The organism is Ruegeria sp. C2 (assembly GCF_056537765.1).
The window spans coordinates 243,223-257,737 of record NZ_JBQFRZ010000001.1 but is presented as its reverse complement, the minus strand read 5'-3'; the positions used below and the strand labels follow the sequence as shown (position 1 = coordinate 257,737).

At 62.3% G+C, this 14,515-nt stretch carries 14 protein-coding genes; 1 reads left to right on the top strand and 13 read right to left on the bottom strand.

Features of this window, described 5'->3' with window-relative positions:
- Nucleotides 1-80 precede the first annotated feature (80 nt).
- Nucleotides 81-1,454 (top strand): DUF3179 domain-containing protein, encoded by a 1,374-nt coding sequence (locus ACR0IV_RS01310; protein WP_480658277.1) that lies wholly within the window; start codon nt 81-83, stop codon nt 1,452-1,454.
- Here ACR0IV_RS01310 and ACR0IV_RS01305 read toward each other — a convergent pair whose 3' ends face one another.
- The 13 genes from ACR0IV_RS01305 to ACR0IV_RS01245 all read right to left on the bottom strand — a co-directional run bounded on the left by ACR0IV_RS01305 (nt 1,455) and on the right by ACR0IV_RS01245 (nt 14,515).
- Complete coding sequence (locus ACR0IV_RS01305; RefSeq protein ID WP_480658278.1) at nt 1,455-3,140, bottom strand: chloride channel protein; 1,686 nt, start codon at nt 3,138-3,140, stop codon at nt 1,455-1,457.
- Between the two features lie 93 nt (nt 3,141-3,233).
- Complete coding sequence (recN, locus tag ACR0IV_RS01300; RefSeq protein ID WP_480658280.1) at nt 3,234-4,883, bottom strand: DNA repair protein RecN; 1,650 nt, start codon at nt 4,881-4,883, stop codon at nt 3,234-3,236.
- A gap of 36 nt (nt 4,884-4,919) precedes the next feature.
- Complete coding sequence (locus ACR0IV_RS01295; RefSeq protein ID WP_480470356.1) at nt 4,920-5,780, bottom strand: outer membrane protein assembly factor BamD; 861 nt, start codon at nt 5,778-5,780, stop codon at nt 4,920-4,922.
- Between the two features lie 127 nt (nt 5,781-5,907).
- Complete coding sequence (lpxC, locus tag ACR0IV_RS01290; protein WP_480470357.1) at nt 5,908-6,828, bottom strand: UDP-3-O-acyl-N-acetylglucosamine deacetylase; 921 nt, start codon at nt 6,826-6,828, stop codon at nt 5,908-5,910.
- 214 nt (nt 6,829-7,042) lie between these two features.
- Entirely contained in the window at nt 7,043-8,644 is a 1,602-nt protein-coding gene (gene ftsZ, locus ACR0IV_RS01285) for a cell division protein FtsZ (protein WP_480658282.1), read from the bottom strand.
- Between the two features lie 350 nt (nt 8,645-8,994).
- A complete protein-coding gene (locus tag ACR0IV_RS01280; RefSeq protein ID WP_480658284.1) occupies nt 8,995-9,414 on the bottom strand; it encodes a hypothetical protein in 420 nt (139 codons plus the stop codon).
- Nucleotides 9,401-10,735: a cell division protein FtsA gene (gene ftsA / locus ACR0IV_RS01275; protein ID WP_480658578.1), complete on the bottom strand. Its 1,335-nt coding sequence runs from the start codon at nt 10,733-10,735 to the stop codon at nt 9,401-9,403. Before ftsA ends, ACR0IV_RS01280 begins: the two co-directional genes overlap by 14 nt.
- 8 nt (nt 10,736-10,743) lie before the next feature.
- The gene (locus tag ACR0IV_RS01270) at nt 10,744-11,751 is read right to left on the bottom strand and encodes a cell division protein FtsQ/DivIB (RefSeq protein ID WP_480658286.1); all 1,008 of its coding nucleotides are present in this window, start codon (nt 11,749-11,751) and stop codon (nt 10,744-10,746) included.
- Nucleotides 11,739-12,662, bottom strand: a complete 924-nt coding sequence (locus tag ACR0IV_RS01265) for a D-alanine--D-alanine ligase (protein ID WP_480658579.1) — start codon at nt 12,660-12,662, stop codon at nt 11,739-11,741. Before ACR0IV_RS01265 ends, ACR0IV_RS01270 begins: the two co-directional genes overlap by 13 nt.
- Before the next feature lie 102 nt (nt 12,663-12,764).
- Entirely contained in the window at nt 12,765-13,691 is a 927-nt protein-coding gene (gene murB, locus ACR0IV_RS01260; RefSeq protein WP_480658287.1) for a UDP-N-acetylmuramate dehydrogenase, read from the bottom strand.
- Nucleotides 13,688-13,981 (bottom strand): hypothetical protein, encoded by a 294-nt coding sequence (locus ACR0IV_RS01255; protein WP_480470364.1) that lies wholly within the window; start codon nt 13,979-13,981, stop codon nt 13,688-13,690. The genes murB and ACR0IV_RS01255 overlap by 4 nt, the downstream gene beginning before the upstream one ends.
- 22 nt (nt 13,982-14,003) lie before the next feature.
- Complete coding sequence (locus ACR0IV_RS01250) at nt 14,004-14,270, bottom strand: DUF2484 family protein (RefSeq protein WP_480470365.1); 267 nt, start codon at nt 14,268-14,270, stop codon at nt 14,004-14,006.
- Nucleotides 14,267-14,515 carry a DUF2484 family protein gene (locus tag ACR0IV_RS01245; RefSeq protein WP_480470366.1) on the bottom strand — a complete coding sequence of 83 codons (249 nt, stop codon included), beginning with the start codon at nt 14,513-14,515 and terminating at the stop codon, nt 14,267-14,269. The genes ACR0IV_RS01250 and ACR0IV_RS01245 overlap by 4 nt, the downstream gene beginning before the upstream one ends.

Sequence of the window (14,515 nt, the reverse complement as noted above, 5' to 3'; positions counted from 1 at the left end):
TACACCCTGCTCACGCGGGTGTTTCGTGTATGTGAGCGCGATTGCGGGCAGATTGGGGTTGCAGCCAATCGGAGGATGCCATGTCGATCACACGTCGCAGTTTCACCGCTTTGTTGGGGGCCGGTGCCGTCGCGCCCTCGGAGCTCTGGGCGCAGCAGGAAGATCCGGTGCTGGAGGCGGTGCGGTCCACGCTCTATGCCGGACGCACAGATTTTGAGGCTGGGATGGCCTTTCTCAGGGACCGTGGCAATCCGGATGTCGTGCCCGCCCTGCTGACTGCGATGCGGTTCGGGCGACGGCGCGAGGTCGATATTGCCGAAGTGATGGAGGCGCTGACCGGGGAAACGCTCGGCACCGATTGGTTCGGGTGGATGCTGTGGCAGGAGAAGAATCCCCAGATCGTACCGCATGCCTCATTGGCGCCGTTCAAGCGCGAAGTGCTGCTGGGGATCGACGAGAACTTTGACCTGTTCCTGCGGCCTGAATACCTGCAGCGCGACAAGATGAAGATCCGGCTGGAAGAAATCACGTGGGGCGGTGTGGTCAAGGACGGCATCCCGTCGCTGGACAATCCCAAGCTGATCCCCGCGGCGCGGGCGGACTACATGAAAGACGACGATCTGGTCTTTGGTGTCTCGATCAATGGCGATGCGCGCGCTTATCCGCTGCGGATCATGGGTTGGCACGAGATGTTCAATGAGGTGATCGGAGGAGTTCCGGTCGCATTGGCCTATTGCACGCTCTGCGGGTCGGGGATTTTGTTCGAAACGCAGCTCGAAGGGCGGCGCAAGCCGTTTGTCTTTGGCTCGTCGGGGTTCCTGTATCGCTCGAACAAGCTGATGTTCGACCGCGAGACGCATTCGCTGTGGAACCAATACACGGGCAAGCCGGTGGTCGGACCGCTGGTCAACAGCGGGATCGAGTTGAAGCAGCGTCCGGTGGTGATCACCCGCTGGGACAGCTGGAAGGCGTCGCATCCGGATACGCAGGTGCTGTCGCTCAGCACCGGGCATCGGCGCAACTATGGCTCAGGTGTGGTATATCGCGAGTATTTCGCCTCACCCGATTTGATGTTCCCGGCGCTGGTGGATCAAAGGCAGCATCGGCAGAAGGATTACGTGTTTGCGGTGCGTCAGTTCGGGGCGGCACGGGCATGGCCGCTGCAGGCATTCAAGGGCAAGCCGGTGATCAATGACGCGATTGGCGGGCGGGCGTTAATGCTGATGGGCGACCCGGACAAGCGTAGCGTGCGAGCCTATGAGCGCGGATCGCATCAGTTCCGCGCAACGACCGATGGCGGGTTACTGGACGAGGCTGGCAACGCTTGGCGGGTCACCGAAGAGGCGCTGGTTGCCCCGGATGGCGCAGAGTTGCCGCGTGTGGCCGGGCATATCTCGTACTGGTTTGCCTGGGATAATTATCTGGGCGACGTAGCCAGCGTTTACGGGCGCTGATCAGGAATGTTCCTCGGCCGCGGTCGCGGCCAGCGCACGGTTATAGGCCTTGAGTGCGTCGACGTGGTACAGCGCGCCGACCGGGTTTTCACAGCCATCCTTGTCGAAGATCACCACCGGGATACAGGGGATGTCATCGCGGTCGAAATAGGGCATCGCGGCCTCTAGCGTGGCGCTGGCCTTGACGCAGAGGCCCTGTTCGATCAGCGCCTGCGCTTCTTCTTTGGTGATCGAACGCGGATCGCCGATGGGCCGCATCACCGCGCCCGCGCGCAGCATGGCCAGCAGATAGGCTTGCGGCCCGGCGGCCAGATGCACATTGCGGCGTTCGAGCTGGGTCAGGAAAAACGACCGGTCGACAAGGCGTGAGGCCAGCGCGGTGGACATCGAGACCGAGACCATCACGGCGAGGCCGATCTGCCAATCTCCGGTCAGTTCAAATACGATGAGCGTGGTCGAAATCGGCGCACCCAGAACGGCAGCCGCCACGGCCCCCATCCCGGCAAAGGCATAGAGCGTATGGGTGCCCGACACATCCGGCAGCAGGCCGGTGGCGATCAGGCCGAAGGCCAGACCGGTGAGCGCCCCGATCATCAGCGAGGGTGAAAACACGCCACCACCCATGCGACCGCCCATGGTGATCGCCACAGCGGCGGTCTTGATGATGGCGAACAGGATGGCAGTTGTCAGCACAAGGTCTCCGGTCAGGGCACGGATCGTAGTCTCATAGCCGACGCCGATGATATGCGGGAACCAGACCGCAAGCAGGCCCAGCATCGCGCCCGAAACACCGGGGCGCAGCCAGCGTGGCAGGGACAGGCGGTTCTGGATATGGGTGCCGATATCCTCGGCAAAGAAGATCGAGCGCATCAGCACCAGCGCCACCAGCCCGCAGATCAGGCCAAGGATCAGGAAGGCGGGCAGTTCGACGTAGAATTGCAGTGAGCCGGGGGTTTCAAGCGTGAATTCGGTCACGTCGCCATAGGCCAGCCGGTTGATCACCGTGCCCGCGACCGAGGCGATGACGATGGGGGCAAAAGCGTGCACGGCGAAATGGCGCAAAACCACCTCAAGCGCGAACAAGGCCCCGGCGATGGGGGCGTTGAAGCTGGCCGAGACGGCAGCGGCCACGGCGCAGCCGAGCAGGTCACGCCCGGTGATGCCGTCGGCGTGGATACGGTCGCTAACCCAGGTCGAAATGACGCCAGCCATGTGCACAACCGGCCCTTCCCGCCCCGTGGACCCGCCGGAGCTGAGCGTGATCAGCGAGGCGATGAAGGACGCAATACCGGCCTTTTTCTCGACCCGACCATCGCTGATGGCAGAGCCTTCGATCACATCGGCGACCGAACGCACGCGGCCATCATCAGTGTACCTGTTCAGGATGATCCCGACGACCAACCCGCCGACCACAGGGGTAAGGAAGATCCAGAGCCAGTGCAGCTTTTCGGCATGGCTGTGGAGGTACAGGATATCGTCGGTATTGTAGAGATAGGCCTGCAACGCGGCGATGGCCATGCGGAACCCAAGCGCCATGAAGCCTGCGGCGACGCCGATGATCAGGGCGATGAACCAGAACTGTATCTGGCTGGGGCCACGGTGGCGCATCACCCGCCATGCATCCCGCAGCGCCGAGAGGGCCTGGTTGAGCTGATTGCGCAGCACGGTGCGGGTCGATTGGGTCATTGGCCCTCGGTTAGCGTGGTCGCCTGACCCTTAGTAAGCCACTCGGGGGCCTGAGAAAAGTCGGTTCACGACAAGATGTTCACAGAATGCGCGTTATGCATCCAACAGGGCACGGGCGGCGGCGCGCGCCTCGTCCGTGATGGTGTCACCTGCGACCATGCGGGCGATTTCATCCACCCGGTCGGGCTCGGCCAGCGGGATCACGGTTGAGAGCGTTTGACCCCCTGTCACCTGTTTCTGCACCCGCCAGTGATGCGCCGCGCGGGCGGCAACCTGCGGTGAGTGCGTCACCACCAGAACCTGCCCGCCCTGCGCCAATGACGCCAGACGGCGGCCAACTGCATCGGCTGTGGCGCCGCCAACGCCGCGGTCGATCTCGTCAAAGATCATGGTGCGGGCGCTGTCATCTCCGGTCAGGCAAACCTTGAGCGCCAGCAGGAAGCGGCTGAGTTCACCGCCCGAGGCGATCTTGTTCAACGGGCCAGACGGCGCGCCGGGATTGGTGGCCACGGTGAAGGCGACCGCGTCGGTGCCTTCGGGGCCGGGATCGGTCGCGGTGATTTCGGTCCGGAACACGGCGCGTTCCATTTTCAGCGGCGCGAGTTCGGCCATTACGGCGCTGTCCAGCGCCTGGGCCGCCTTATTGCGCGCTTCGCTGAGTGCGTTGGCGGCAGCGTCATAAGCCGCTTGCGCCTCAGCGACGGCGGCGCGCTTGTCGCTGAGGACAGCATCGCCCGCATCGAGCCGGTTCAGCCGGTCCCGCAGCGTGTCGGCGAAGGTCCCCAGATCATCCGCGGCCACGTCATGTTTGCGCGCCAGCGCGCGGATGGCGAACAGGCGTTCTTCGGTCTGTTCCAGCTCCGCCGGGTTAAAGTCGAGCGCCTGCAGGCAGGTATTCACACCGTCCTGCGCCTCACCCAGTTCGATCAGGGCGCGGCCCAAGGCGGCGATAGGCTCTTCCAACTGACCGTCTGCACTGTCTGACACGCCTTCGAGCCAGCGGACGGCGTCGGCCATCGCGCCCTCGGCCCCGTCGCCGCCCAGCAGCGCGAAGGCGCGGGCCACGTCACCGCGGATGCGTTCGGCCCCCTGCATCATGCGGCGACGGGCGTCGAGCTCAGCATCCTCACCCGGCTGCGGGTCAAGCTGATCCAGCTCGGCCACGGAATGGCGCAGGAATTCCTCTTCGGCGCGCATGGCCTCCAGCGTCGCTTCGGTCTGGGCCAGTGCCTTGCGGGCACGAGACATTTCGGACCACGCGGCGCGCACGGCGGCAAGCTGGTCCCCTGTCCCGGCATAAGCATCAAGCATCGCGCGGTGGCCGCGTGGGTTCAGCAGGCCCCGGTCATCATGCTGGCCGTGCAGCTCGATCAGGGTTTCCGATAACGCACGCAGCACTTCGCCCGAGCAGCGGCGATCGTTGACCCAGGCGGTCTTGCGCCCCTCGGCAGTGTTGACGCGGCGCAGGATCAGTTCCTCTCCACCGGGCAAACCGGCCTCGGCCAGAACCGCATGGGCGGGGTGATCATCGGGCAGTTCAAATTCGGCCACAACCTCGCCCTGCGCCGCGCCCTGACGAACCAGTTCGGCGCGCCCACGCCAGCCCAAAACAAAGCCCAGTGAATCCAGCAGGATCGATTTGCCCGCGCCGGTTTCACCGGTCAAAGCGTTCAGACCCGGTTGGAAGGTCAGTTCCAACCGGTCGATGATCAGCATGTCGCGGATATCAAGGGCGCGCAGCATCGGGTCTTTAGCATCCCACGCCTGTAGCCATGGCCGTTACAACCACTCACCCTTGATGGTCTGGCGATAAATCTGGCTGAGCCAGTTGTTGCCACGGCTCTTGAGATCAAGCCCACGCGAGGTCAGCAGCGCGTACCCTGCTTCGTACCATTCCGAGGACTGGTAGTTGTAACCCAGAATCGCACCGGCGGATTGCGCCTCATCCACCAGACCCAGCGCCAGATAAGCCTCGATCAGGCGATAGAGCGCTTCGGCGGTGTGGGATGTGGTCTGGAAATCCTCGACCACAACACGGAAGCGGTTGATCGCGGCGGTGAAGTGGTCCTGACGCAGATAATAGCGCCCGATCTCCATTTCCTTGCCGGCCAGATGGTCGAAGGCCAGGTCGAATTTCAGGATCGCCGAGGTGGCGTATTCGCTGTCGGGATAGACCTCGATCACCGTGCGCAGGGATTGCAGCGCCTGAAAGGTCAGGCCCTGGTCGCGGCCCACTTCGTCGATCTGGTCATAATAGCTGAGCGCCAGAAGATACTGCGCATAGGCTGCGTCTTCGTCGGTCGGGTAGAAATCGATATACCGCTGCGCGGCGGCACGGCTTTCAGCATAGTTCTTGTCGGAGTGGAACGAAAACGCCTGCATGATCAGCGCGCGCTTGGCCCAGTCGGAATAGGGGTACAGGCGTTCGACTTCCGAGAAATACCACGCCGCATCATCCGAGCGATTCTGCGACAGTTCGTATTCGCCGCGGGTGAAAATCTGTTCGGGCGTATACCCTTCGAGATTCTGATTACGGTCTGCGCCGCGGCTGCCGAACAGGCCATTGTCGCCGCACGCGGTCAAAACTGCTGCCACGAGAAGCGCGCCTGCGATTCTGACTGCCGCCTTGGTGCCAACCATTCCGCCCATCCTTGTCGTCTTACTTAGCGGGATTTGTCCCTGATCGGACCTCGGTCTAGCACATAAAATTCCGGGGCAAAACGCCTTATGCACCCTCGTGACGCAATTGTCGCCAGAGTTGATCGGCTTACGCCACCTGAGGAATTTCGCTGCGGACAAGGCCCTGACCGGGCAGACGCGCAGCCTGTTCCGGGGTGCACAGCACCGGACGCACCGCGCCGGGTGTTTCGAACAGTTTGCGCAGCAGGGTGTTGGTCATGGAGTGGCCCGACTTTTCACCGGTGAACCGTCCCAGAATCGGACCGCCTGCCAGATAGAGATCGCCCAGAGCGTCCAGCATCTTGTGGCGTACGGCTTCGTCCGCGTGGCGGAAGCCACCGGGTGTCAGCACTTCGTCGCCCTGCACGACCACAGCGTTTTCCAGCGTACCGCCCAAGGCGAGCCCGTTTTCGCGCATCGCCTCGACATCGGTGCGGCGGCAGAAAGTGCGGCTGTCGCAGAGTTCGCGGGCGAAAGATCCGTTGCGCATGTCCAGAACCTTGGTCTGGCTGCCAATGGCGTCGTCTTCGAAATCGATGTGGAATTCGATCTCGAGCCCTTCGGCCGGGGCAATCGACGCGCTTGCGCCTTCGCGCGAAACGGTGATCGGCTTGAGCACTTCATAAGCCAGAACCGGGCTGGCCTGACGGCGCACGCCTTTGGCCATGATGCCGCGCACGAATTCAACGGACGAGCCATCCATGATCGGAACTTCGGGGCCGTCGATCTCGATCAGTGCGTTGTGGATACCGCATCCGGCCAGCGCAGCCATGATGTGTTCGATGGTTGAAACGGATACGCCTGCGTCATTCACCAGACGGGTGCAGAGCGGTGTGCGCTCGACCACGTCATAGATCGCCGGGATCAGTGCATTGCCCAATTCGATATCGGTGCGCTTGAACCAGATGCCGTGACCGGCTGCGGCTGGCTTCAGGACCATCGTTGCAGGCTTGCCGCCATGCAGGCCGACGCCTGTAAACGTGACCGAAGATTTGAGCGTATGTTGCAAAATGAACCTCAGCGCGTGGTGTCCAGCCTAGGGTCGGCTGTGTTGAACCCCCAACTAAGGAAGCGGGCGCTAAGGCTCAACTCACTCTTTGCAACCGATTGAAACATGATTGTGACAGATCGGCAAAACCCTGCTTAGCCCTTGTCAAAACCCTGTAATTAAAAAGAAAAGGGCCGCCAAATGGCGACCCTTTCCAACGATTTTGTTACCGCGATCAGTTAGCCTGACGGCGCAGGAAGGCCGGAATTTCGATGCGATCCTGCTCTGGGTCAGCCTCTTCGCGGGCCGGTGCCGTTGCGTCAGTTGCCCGCATTGAGGGCTGTTGGCGCACGGGTTGGGCCGGCGTATCGGCAGCGTGGCCGGTCATCCGATCGATCAGACGATTGAACCCGAAACGGGGGCGATCCTCAGCCGATTGCTGCGGTTCGGGGGCCGCTTCGCGTGGTGCTTCGGTCTGCCGCAGACGGTTCTGCGGAACCTTCTGCACAGCTGCCTGCAACCGCTGCATCGCCTCGGGCGATGGGGTGCCGGGGGTCTGGGCACGCGGGGCGGCATAGGAGTCTGCGATGTCTTCCGGCTCGGGCTGAGGCTCGAACTGCGCCACCTGCGGCTGGTAGGCTGGCGGCGGCAGGCCGTCATCCTCTTGCGCGGCGGGTTGTTCTTCATGCCAGCCTTCGTTCAGCTCAACATCTTCGATCGATTCAAACAGCGTGGGGGCGATGTTTGCATCCTCTGCCGCGGGGGCCTCATCCGCGGCTACGTGTTCCTGTGCTGGCTCTTCCGCGGACACCGTCCGGGTCAGCGGTGCCGACATCGAGCGGCGCGCGACCGGCACATCGTCGGTTTTCTCGCTGGCGTCGATACCGGTGGCAACGACCGAAACGCGCATGCCGCCTTCCATCTCAGTGTCGAGGGTCGAGCCGACGATGATGTTCGCCTCGGGGTCCACTTCCTCGCGGATGCGGTTGGCGGCCTCGTCCAGTTCGAACAGGGTCAGGTCGTGCGAACCGGTGATGTTGATCAGCACACCCTTGGCGCCCTTGAGGCTGATTTCGTCCAGCAGCGGGTTGGCAATCGCTTTCTCGGCCGCCTGAACCGCGCGATCCTCACCAGTGGCCTCACCGGTACCCATCATCGCCTTGCCCATCTCGTCCATCACCGCACGAACATCGGCAAAGTCGAGGTTGATCAGGCCCGGACGGACCATCAGGTCGGTCACGCCTTTGACGCCTTGATAGAGTACGTCATCGGCCATCGAGAACGCCTCGGTAAATGTGGTCTTTTCATTGGCCAGACGGAACAGGTTCTGGTTCGGGATGATGATCAGCGTGTCAACGACCTTCTGCAGAGCATCGACGCCGTCTTCGGCCTGGCGCATGCGCTTGGCACCTTCGAATTGGAAGGGCTTGGTCACAACACCAACTGTCAGAACACCCAGTTCACGGGCGGCTTGCGCGATGATCGGAGCCGCACCCGTACCGGTGCCGCCGCCCATGCCGGCGGTGATGAAGCACATATGCGCGCCCGCCAGATGATCCACGATCTGTTCAATGCTTTCTTCGGCAGCCGCGGCACCCACGGTCGGACGTGCCCCTGCGCCCAGACCTTCGGTGACCTTGACGCCCAGCTGCACCCGCGCCGACGAGCGGCTTTGCTGCAGCGCCTGCGCATCGGTGTTGGCAACGACAAATTCCACGCCGTCCAGCTGTTTTTCAATCATGTTGTCGACAGCGTTGCCCCCAGCGCCGCCAACGCCAAATACGGTAATCCGAGGCTTGAGTTCGTCGTGCCCGGGCATCGAAAGATTTAATGTCATGCTCTGTCCGCCTGTTTTTATGTTGCCGCAAAATGCGGTTTTTTCTGACCTATCCACAGATTATTTTACTGTGTCATTTCAGAAACGTCACCAGAAAAATCGCCAGAATCCACAAAATATGGAGGAAATAAGGCATCGAACAGCGGCATTTCGCTGTTACCGCGACATGTTGCGGCGAAAGGCTCATGTACCACTACACACGGAAAAACCCCACCCGCTCTGCGGGGGTGCGAAAACTCATTGATCACTCGTTTTGATCGCGGAAAACTGCTCAATGTCCTGCCGCTGGGCCTCTATCGGGCCTTAAATAGTATTTTGCGGGAAATTGGCGGTCGCCGCAACCGATTTCTTTAGCTTGTCGGGGCACTTGGGCAGTTCAGGCTGTTCTCGGAAATGCTGCGGACCTCTTGCGTTTCACTGCCAACGAAACGCGCCAGAAGGACCATCAGCCGGTCATCATGCAAAAAAGGCCACCAGCAGACCGGCAGGCCATCGGGCGCATCGTCATAGAGAAAGCAGATCTGGCCGTTCGGCGTGGTGATCTGGCCGTAGACGCAACCCCGCCCCTCCATCCGCCAGACTGAGAGAGTCGGGCTGAGGAATTCCTCGGTCCCGACCAGCATGCCGCTGCGGATTTCGTGGAAAGTGATTGTCTTGCCGACGACGGCGTTCAGAAACGCCTCGGGCGAGATCAGGGTCTGGGCCGCAGCCGCAGCGGGCAAGAAGGCCGCGCCAAGGGTTGCCCGGCGCAGACGTTTACCAATTGTCACGGAACCAGCGCACGGCGCGTTTGAAGGGGCGTGCGGCGTAGGTGTCGACAGGGATTTCGAAATCCCACCATTCGTCCTGCGGGTGCGCCGCAAACAGGCTGAGGCCCACCGCCGAGGAAAAGCCCGGCCCAGTCGCGGATTGCGGCAGGCCATGCACGCGCAGCGGGCGACCCAAACGAACACGTTGACCCAGAATGCGGCTGGCCAGCCCGTCGAGCCCCATGATCTGGCTGCCTCCGCCAGTCAGAACGATCTGTTGGCTGGGCAGGTGGTCAAAACCTGCAGCGTCCAGACGGGTGCGAACCTCTTCGAGGATTTCCTCGACGCGGGGACGCATGATGCCGATCAGCTCGGCGCGGCTGACGGTGCGGCGGTCGTGTTCCCAATCGCCGGTATCGCCGCCGATATCGATCAAGTCGCGATCATCGGCCCCGGTTGCGTGGACACCGCCGTTGAAGGTCTTGATGCGTTCGGCCACCGCAGCGGGCACGCCGAGGCCCATCGAAATGTCGCTTGTCACGTGATCGCCGCCCATGCGCACGCAATCGGCATAGATCATGTGTTTCTTCATGAAAATCGACACGCTGGTGGTGCCGCCGCCCATGTCGATGCAGGCCGCGCCCAACTCCTGCTCGTCCTCAACAAGCGCGGAAACGCCCGAGACATAGGCCGAGTTCGCAATCCCTGCCAGCTCCAGATCGCAGCGCTTGATACAGCGCACGATGTTCTGGATCGCCACCGCATCGACGGTGAGCATATGCATATCCACCGCGAGGCTCTGCCCCAGCTGACCGCGCGGGTCGATCAGGCCCGAGCGGTTGTCGAGCGCGAAATTCACCGGCTGGGCGTGCAGCACCTCGCGCCCTTCGCCGTAGTCGGGCACATCGCAGGCATTCAGGACGCGACCCACTTCGGCCTCGGTGACCAGTTGGCCTTCCAGATCGACCTGCGCGTCAAGGCCATAGGAGCGCGGATTGGCCCCCGAGAACGACGCGATGACGTGATCGACGCGGATATCGGCCATCTTCTGCGCCGCCTGCAGGGCGGTGCGGATGGCGCGTTCGGTTTCCTGCATCGCGGTAACTTCGCCGAACTGCACCCCGCGCGAGCGGGTGGTCGCAGCGCCGATGACCCGGAACCCGGTCTGACCGGCCATGGAGCCGATCGAGTTATCCTCGGACAGCCGCCCAGTCCCGTCAAAACGCAGGACGAGGCAGGCGATTTTGGAGCTGCCCACATCCAGAATGGCGACGACGCCGCGTTGCATCGCTTGGCGGCGCATCTGCCGCATGGCGCGTTGGGACTGATAAAGATCGGTCATCATGGTCGTTACTGCCCGCTACTCACATCTACTTTTGTGTTCCACCAGTCTGCGCTGGCTGTTTCGTTCATTCGGATGGTTGGCCGCTGACCGAGTCGCATATCGACCACGGCCACATCGCGTTCCAGAAGGTCCTGCACTTCGTTCACCGCCAGCACGCGCTCCAGCGCGCGCGCAGGGCGTTCGGTCGGCAGCATGATGCGCTGCTTGCGATCCAACACCAGATCCCAGCGCCGCTCGCCAACGCGGACAAGGCCGCGGACCCGCTCGCCCAAACTGCGGGCGGTAGAGAGGATTTGCAGCGCTTCCGGTACGTGTTTATCCGCGCCCTTCCCTGCGATCAGCGGAAGGTTCGCGTGATCGGCGCGCGCTGCGATCATGTCCACATGGGCACCGGTCTCATCCAATAGCTCGATCCCGTCACGGGTGCGCCAGACGATCACCGGCTGACGTTCGATCACGTTGACCTGCAGGATTCCGCCGGGACGGATGCGTACGGTGGCCGATTTCACCGGGTCCAGCCCGGTGATCGTGTCGCGGATCTGTTCGACATCCAGATCCCAGGAGCTGAGCGGAAAGTCGAGCGGCACGACCTCGCGGATATCCTCGGACAATGTGGTCCCTGCCCCATCGATGGCCATCAGGTTGACCATGAATTCGGGGCGTTCCTGGATCGAGGTCTTGATGTCGGCAATATACGTCTCGAGCGCCATGCGGCGATCTTCCGAGGCGAAATACAGACCAATGGCTGTCACGACGGCCAGAATTGGCAGGCCGATCTTCAGGCCCCGGCGAATCCCGGGCGTCAGCATCCAGCGCTGCAGCCGGTAGCTGAGCTTTGACGGGGCCGGATCAACAAACCGGCCCGACCGGCCAAACATGCGCATTCCACGCAGACGCAGCCTGGGTTCCGCCTTGGGTTCGGGCCTTGGTGCGGTATTAAAGTCGGCATCCGGCCCGGCCAGCGGTTTGGTCCGGTGGATCACCGGCGCGCGGGTGGCGATCAGCGGTCGCATGAGGCGTCCTCCACCATCCAGGCGCAGAGCTGGCCGAACGTCATGCCGCAATACTCGGCCTGCTCAGGTACCAGCGAGGTCGGTGTCATACCCGGCTGGGTATTGGTTTCGAGCAGGAACAACCCGTCGACCCCCATGCTGTCATCCCAGCGATAGTCGGTCCGTGACACGCCGCGACATCCCAGCGCTTTATGCGCCTTCACCGCATAGTCCATGCAGCGATCAAAGATATCCTGCGGGATGTCGGCGGGCAGCACATGCCACGATCCGCCGGGCTTGTACTTGGCGTCATAATCGTACCAGCCGCCATCGGTCATGATCTCGGTCACGGTCAGGGCGCGGTCGCCCATCACGGTCACGGTGAGTTCGCGGCCCGCGACGTATTTCTCGACCATCACCAAATCGGGCATGGCCTCGTCCAGTTGCGGCGGGCCATTGGCGTTTTCATGCACGATATAGATGCCGACGCTGGAGCCTTCGTTGTTGGGCTTGGCCACATAGGGTGGCTCCATCACGTGGACCTCGACCACCTCGACCTTGGGCACGATCAGGCTGGGCACGATCGGCAGGCCTTCGGTCTGGTAAATTTCCTTGCTGCGCTGCTTGTCCATCGCCAGCGCCGAAGCCAGCACGCCGGAATGCGTATAGGGAATGCGCATCCATTCCAACAGTCCCTGTACACAGCCATCCTCGCCCCAGCGGCCATGCAGGGCGTTGAAAACCACATCCGGCTTGATCTCTGAAAGGCGCGCGTAGAGGTCGGGACCTGCGTCCAGTTCGACCACTTCAAAGCCTTCTCCCACAAGGGCGGCTGCGCATTCGCGCCCAGAGCTGAGAGACACCTCGCGTTCCGCCGAGGGGCCGCCCATCAATACCGCCACTTTGGGGTTTGTCCTGCTCGACATACCCAATGTGCGCCTCAATGTCCCCGGACCTTATGTGGTGGTCCGTACTGCGTTTATGCCTTTGATCCGTCGCCTGAATTTGCCTGTTTTGGTCTGACGGTTGGGGCTTTATTCATTCAGCGGATCACCGACCCGCATGATTTCCCACTCTAGCGTGATGCCGCTTGTTTCGTAAACCTTTTTTCGCACCTCTTCGCCCAGACCTTCGAGGTCAGCGGCGGTGGCTGTGCCGGTGTTGATCAGGAAATTCGAGTGCTTGGGGCTCATCTGCGCGCCACCTTTGATGGCGCCACGCATGCCTGCGTTGTCGATCACCTTCCACGCCTTGAGGTCATGCACGTCATCCGCGCGCCCGGTCGAAGAGAACCCGGCGGGATTGCGGAAAGTCGATCCGGCGCTGCGATCCTTGGTGGGCTGGGTTTCGTCGCGCTTTTGCAGTTGCGCTTCCATGCGGGCGTGCAGGTCCGCAGGATCGCCAGAGGGGCCTTGGAACGTCGCCGAGACCAGCACAGCGCCTTCGGGCAGGTCGGACTGGCGATAGCGGAAGTTGAGGTCTTGCGGGGTCAGGTCCACGACCTCTCCGGTCCGGGTGACGATGGTGGCCTTTTGCAGCACATCCGCGGTGTAGCTGCCGTAACAGCCCGCGTTCATGCGCACGGCCCCGCCGATGGAACCGGGGATCGTGCGCAGGAAAGTCAAGTCCACACCCGCATCCGCCGCTTTGCGCGCCACATGCGCATCCAGCGCCGCAGCGCCTGCGGTAACCGTGTTGCCATCGACCGAGATATCGTTGAAGCCGCGCCCCAGCCGGATCACCACGGCCCGCAGGCCGCCGTCCCGCACGATTAGGTTGGAACCGACGCCCATGGGAAAGACCGGAACATCGGAAGGAAGGTCGCGCAGAAAGGCCTGCAGGTCCTCGATATCTGCGGGTTGGAACAGATAGTCGGCTGGTCCGCCGACCCGCAGCCATGTCAGGTCGCTCAATGGACGGGCCTGAGTCAGACGGCCCCGAACATCGGGCAGATGCATCATGTGTTTGCCCTTGCCGCCAGACTGCGTCCGCCAACGCCGCCCATGATCACCGCGAACAGGAAAGGCAGAACACCGCCCGTTAGCCAGACAAAGGGACCGAAGGCTTGTTCTTCTTCACCGGTTTCGACGCCCGCAAGCATCACGATCAGCGCCAGCGCCACGGCCGAGGTCAGCCCGATCAACCACAGCAATCCCTTGGTGCCGATCCAGCGCCCGGCGACAAAGCCCGCAACGGTGCCGAAGACGAGACAGATGAGTGGCAGATAGGCGAAGGTGGCGACGTTGACCATTGGGACCTCCTGAAACGGTCGGTTACTTGTTGGCCGCCTTCATGCCCTGCATTTTCGCCTTTGTCCAACGGGTGAGGTAAATCACCGGCCAGCGCAGCACCGACATGCCTGCGGCAAGGACAAGTAACCCAACCCAAGGGCCGTTTTCATAGGTGACATAGCCCAGAATGGGAACGCCCACAGCGATCAGGAAATAGGCACGTCGCCAGTGGTTGTCCTTGCTGGGCAGCATGGCCAGAATATTGGCGGTCAGCCCCCAAAGACCGGCAAGCGCGATTGACCAGTTCACTCAGACACCTCTCTGCCCGTCCATTTGCGCCAGTAATAGCGGATCGGGTTGCGGTACATCGAGGCAAAGCCGGCAATGGCCAGCACTCCGATGAACCAGCCATAATCGTAGCTCAGCCACAGGATCAGTGCGGGCGCGCTGACAAACAGCACCAGGCCCGGCGGGAATTGCAGGCGCATGGGCAGCATCGCCACGATGGTCGAGGCGAGCACCCAGCCGCAGGCGATTATGAGCGACCACGCCAT

Coding starts and splice junctions, on each gene's coding strand:
- ftsZ (WP_480658282.1), bottom strand. CDS start 8,644: ATGACATTAAATCTTTCGATGCCCGGGCACGACGAACTCAAGCCTCGG.
- ACR0IV_RS01310 (WP_480658277.1), top strand. CDS start 81: ATGTCGATCACACGTCGCAGTTTCACCGCTTTGTTGGGGGCCGGTGCC.
- ACR0IV_RS01270 (WP_480658286.1), bottom strand. CDS start 11,751: ATGCGACCGCTGATCGCCACCCGCGCGCCGGTGATCCACCGGACCAAA.
- ACR0IV_RS01245 (WP_480470366.1), bottom strand. CDS start 14,515: ATGGCGTGGTCGCTCATAATCGCCTGCGGCTGGGTGCTCGCCTCGACC.
- ACR0IV_RS01305 (WP_480658278.1), bottom strand. CDS start 3,140: ATGACCCAATCGACCCGCACCGTGCTGCGCAATCAGCTCAACCAGGCC.
- ACR0IV_RS01255 (WP_480470364.1), bottom strand. CDS start 13,981: ATGGTCAACGTCGCCACCTTCGCCTATCTGCCACTCATCTGTCTCGTC.
- recN (WP_480658280.1), bottom strand. CDS start 4,883: ATGCTGCGCGCCCTTGATATCCGCGACATGCTGATCATCGACCGGTTG.
- ACR0IV_RS01295 (WP_480470356.1), bottom strand. CDS start 5,780: ATGGTTGGCACCAAGGCGGCAGTCAGAATCGCAGGCGCGCTTCTCGTG.
- ftsA (WP_480658578.1), bottom strand. CDS start 10,735: ATGACCGATCTTTATCAGTCCCAACGCGCCATGCGGCAGATGCGCCGC.
- murB (WP_480658287.1), bottom strand. CDS start 13,691: ATGATGCATCTGCCCGATGTTCGGGGCCGTCTGACTCAGGCCCGTCCA.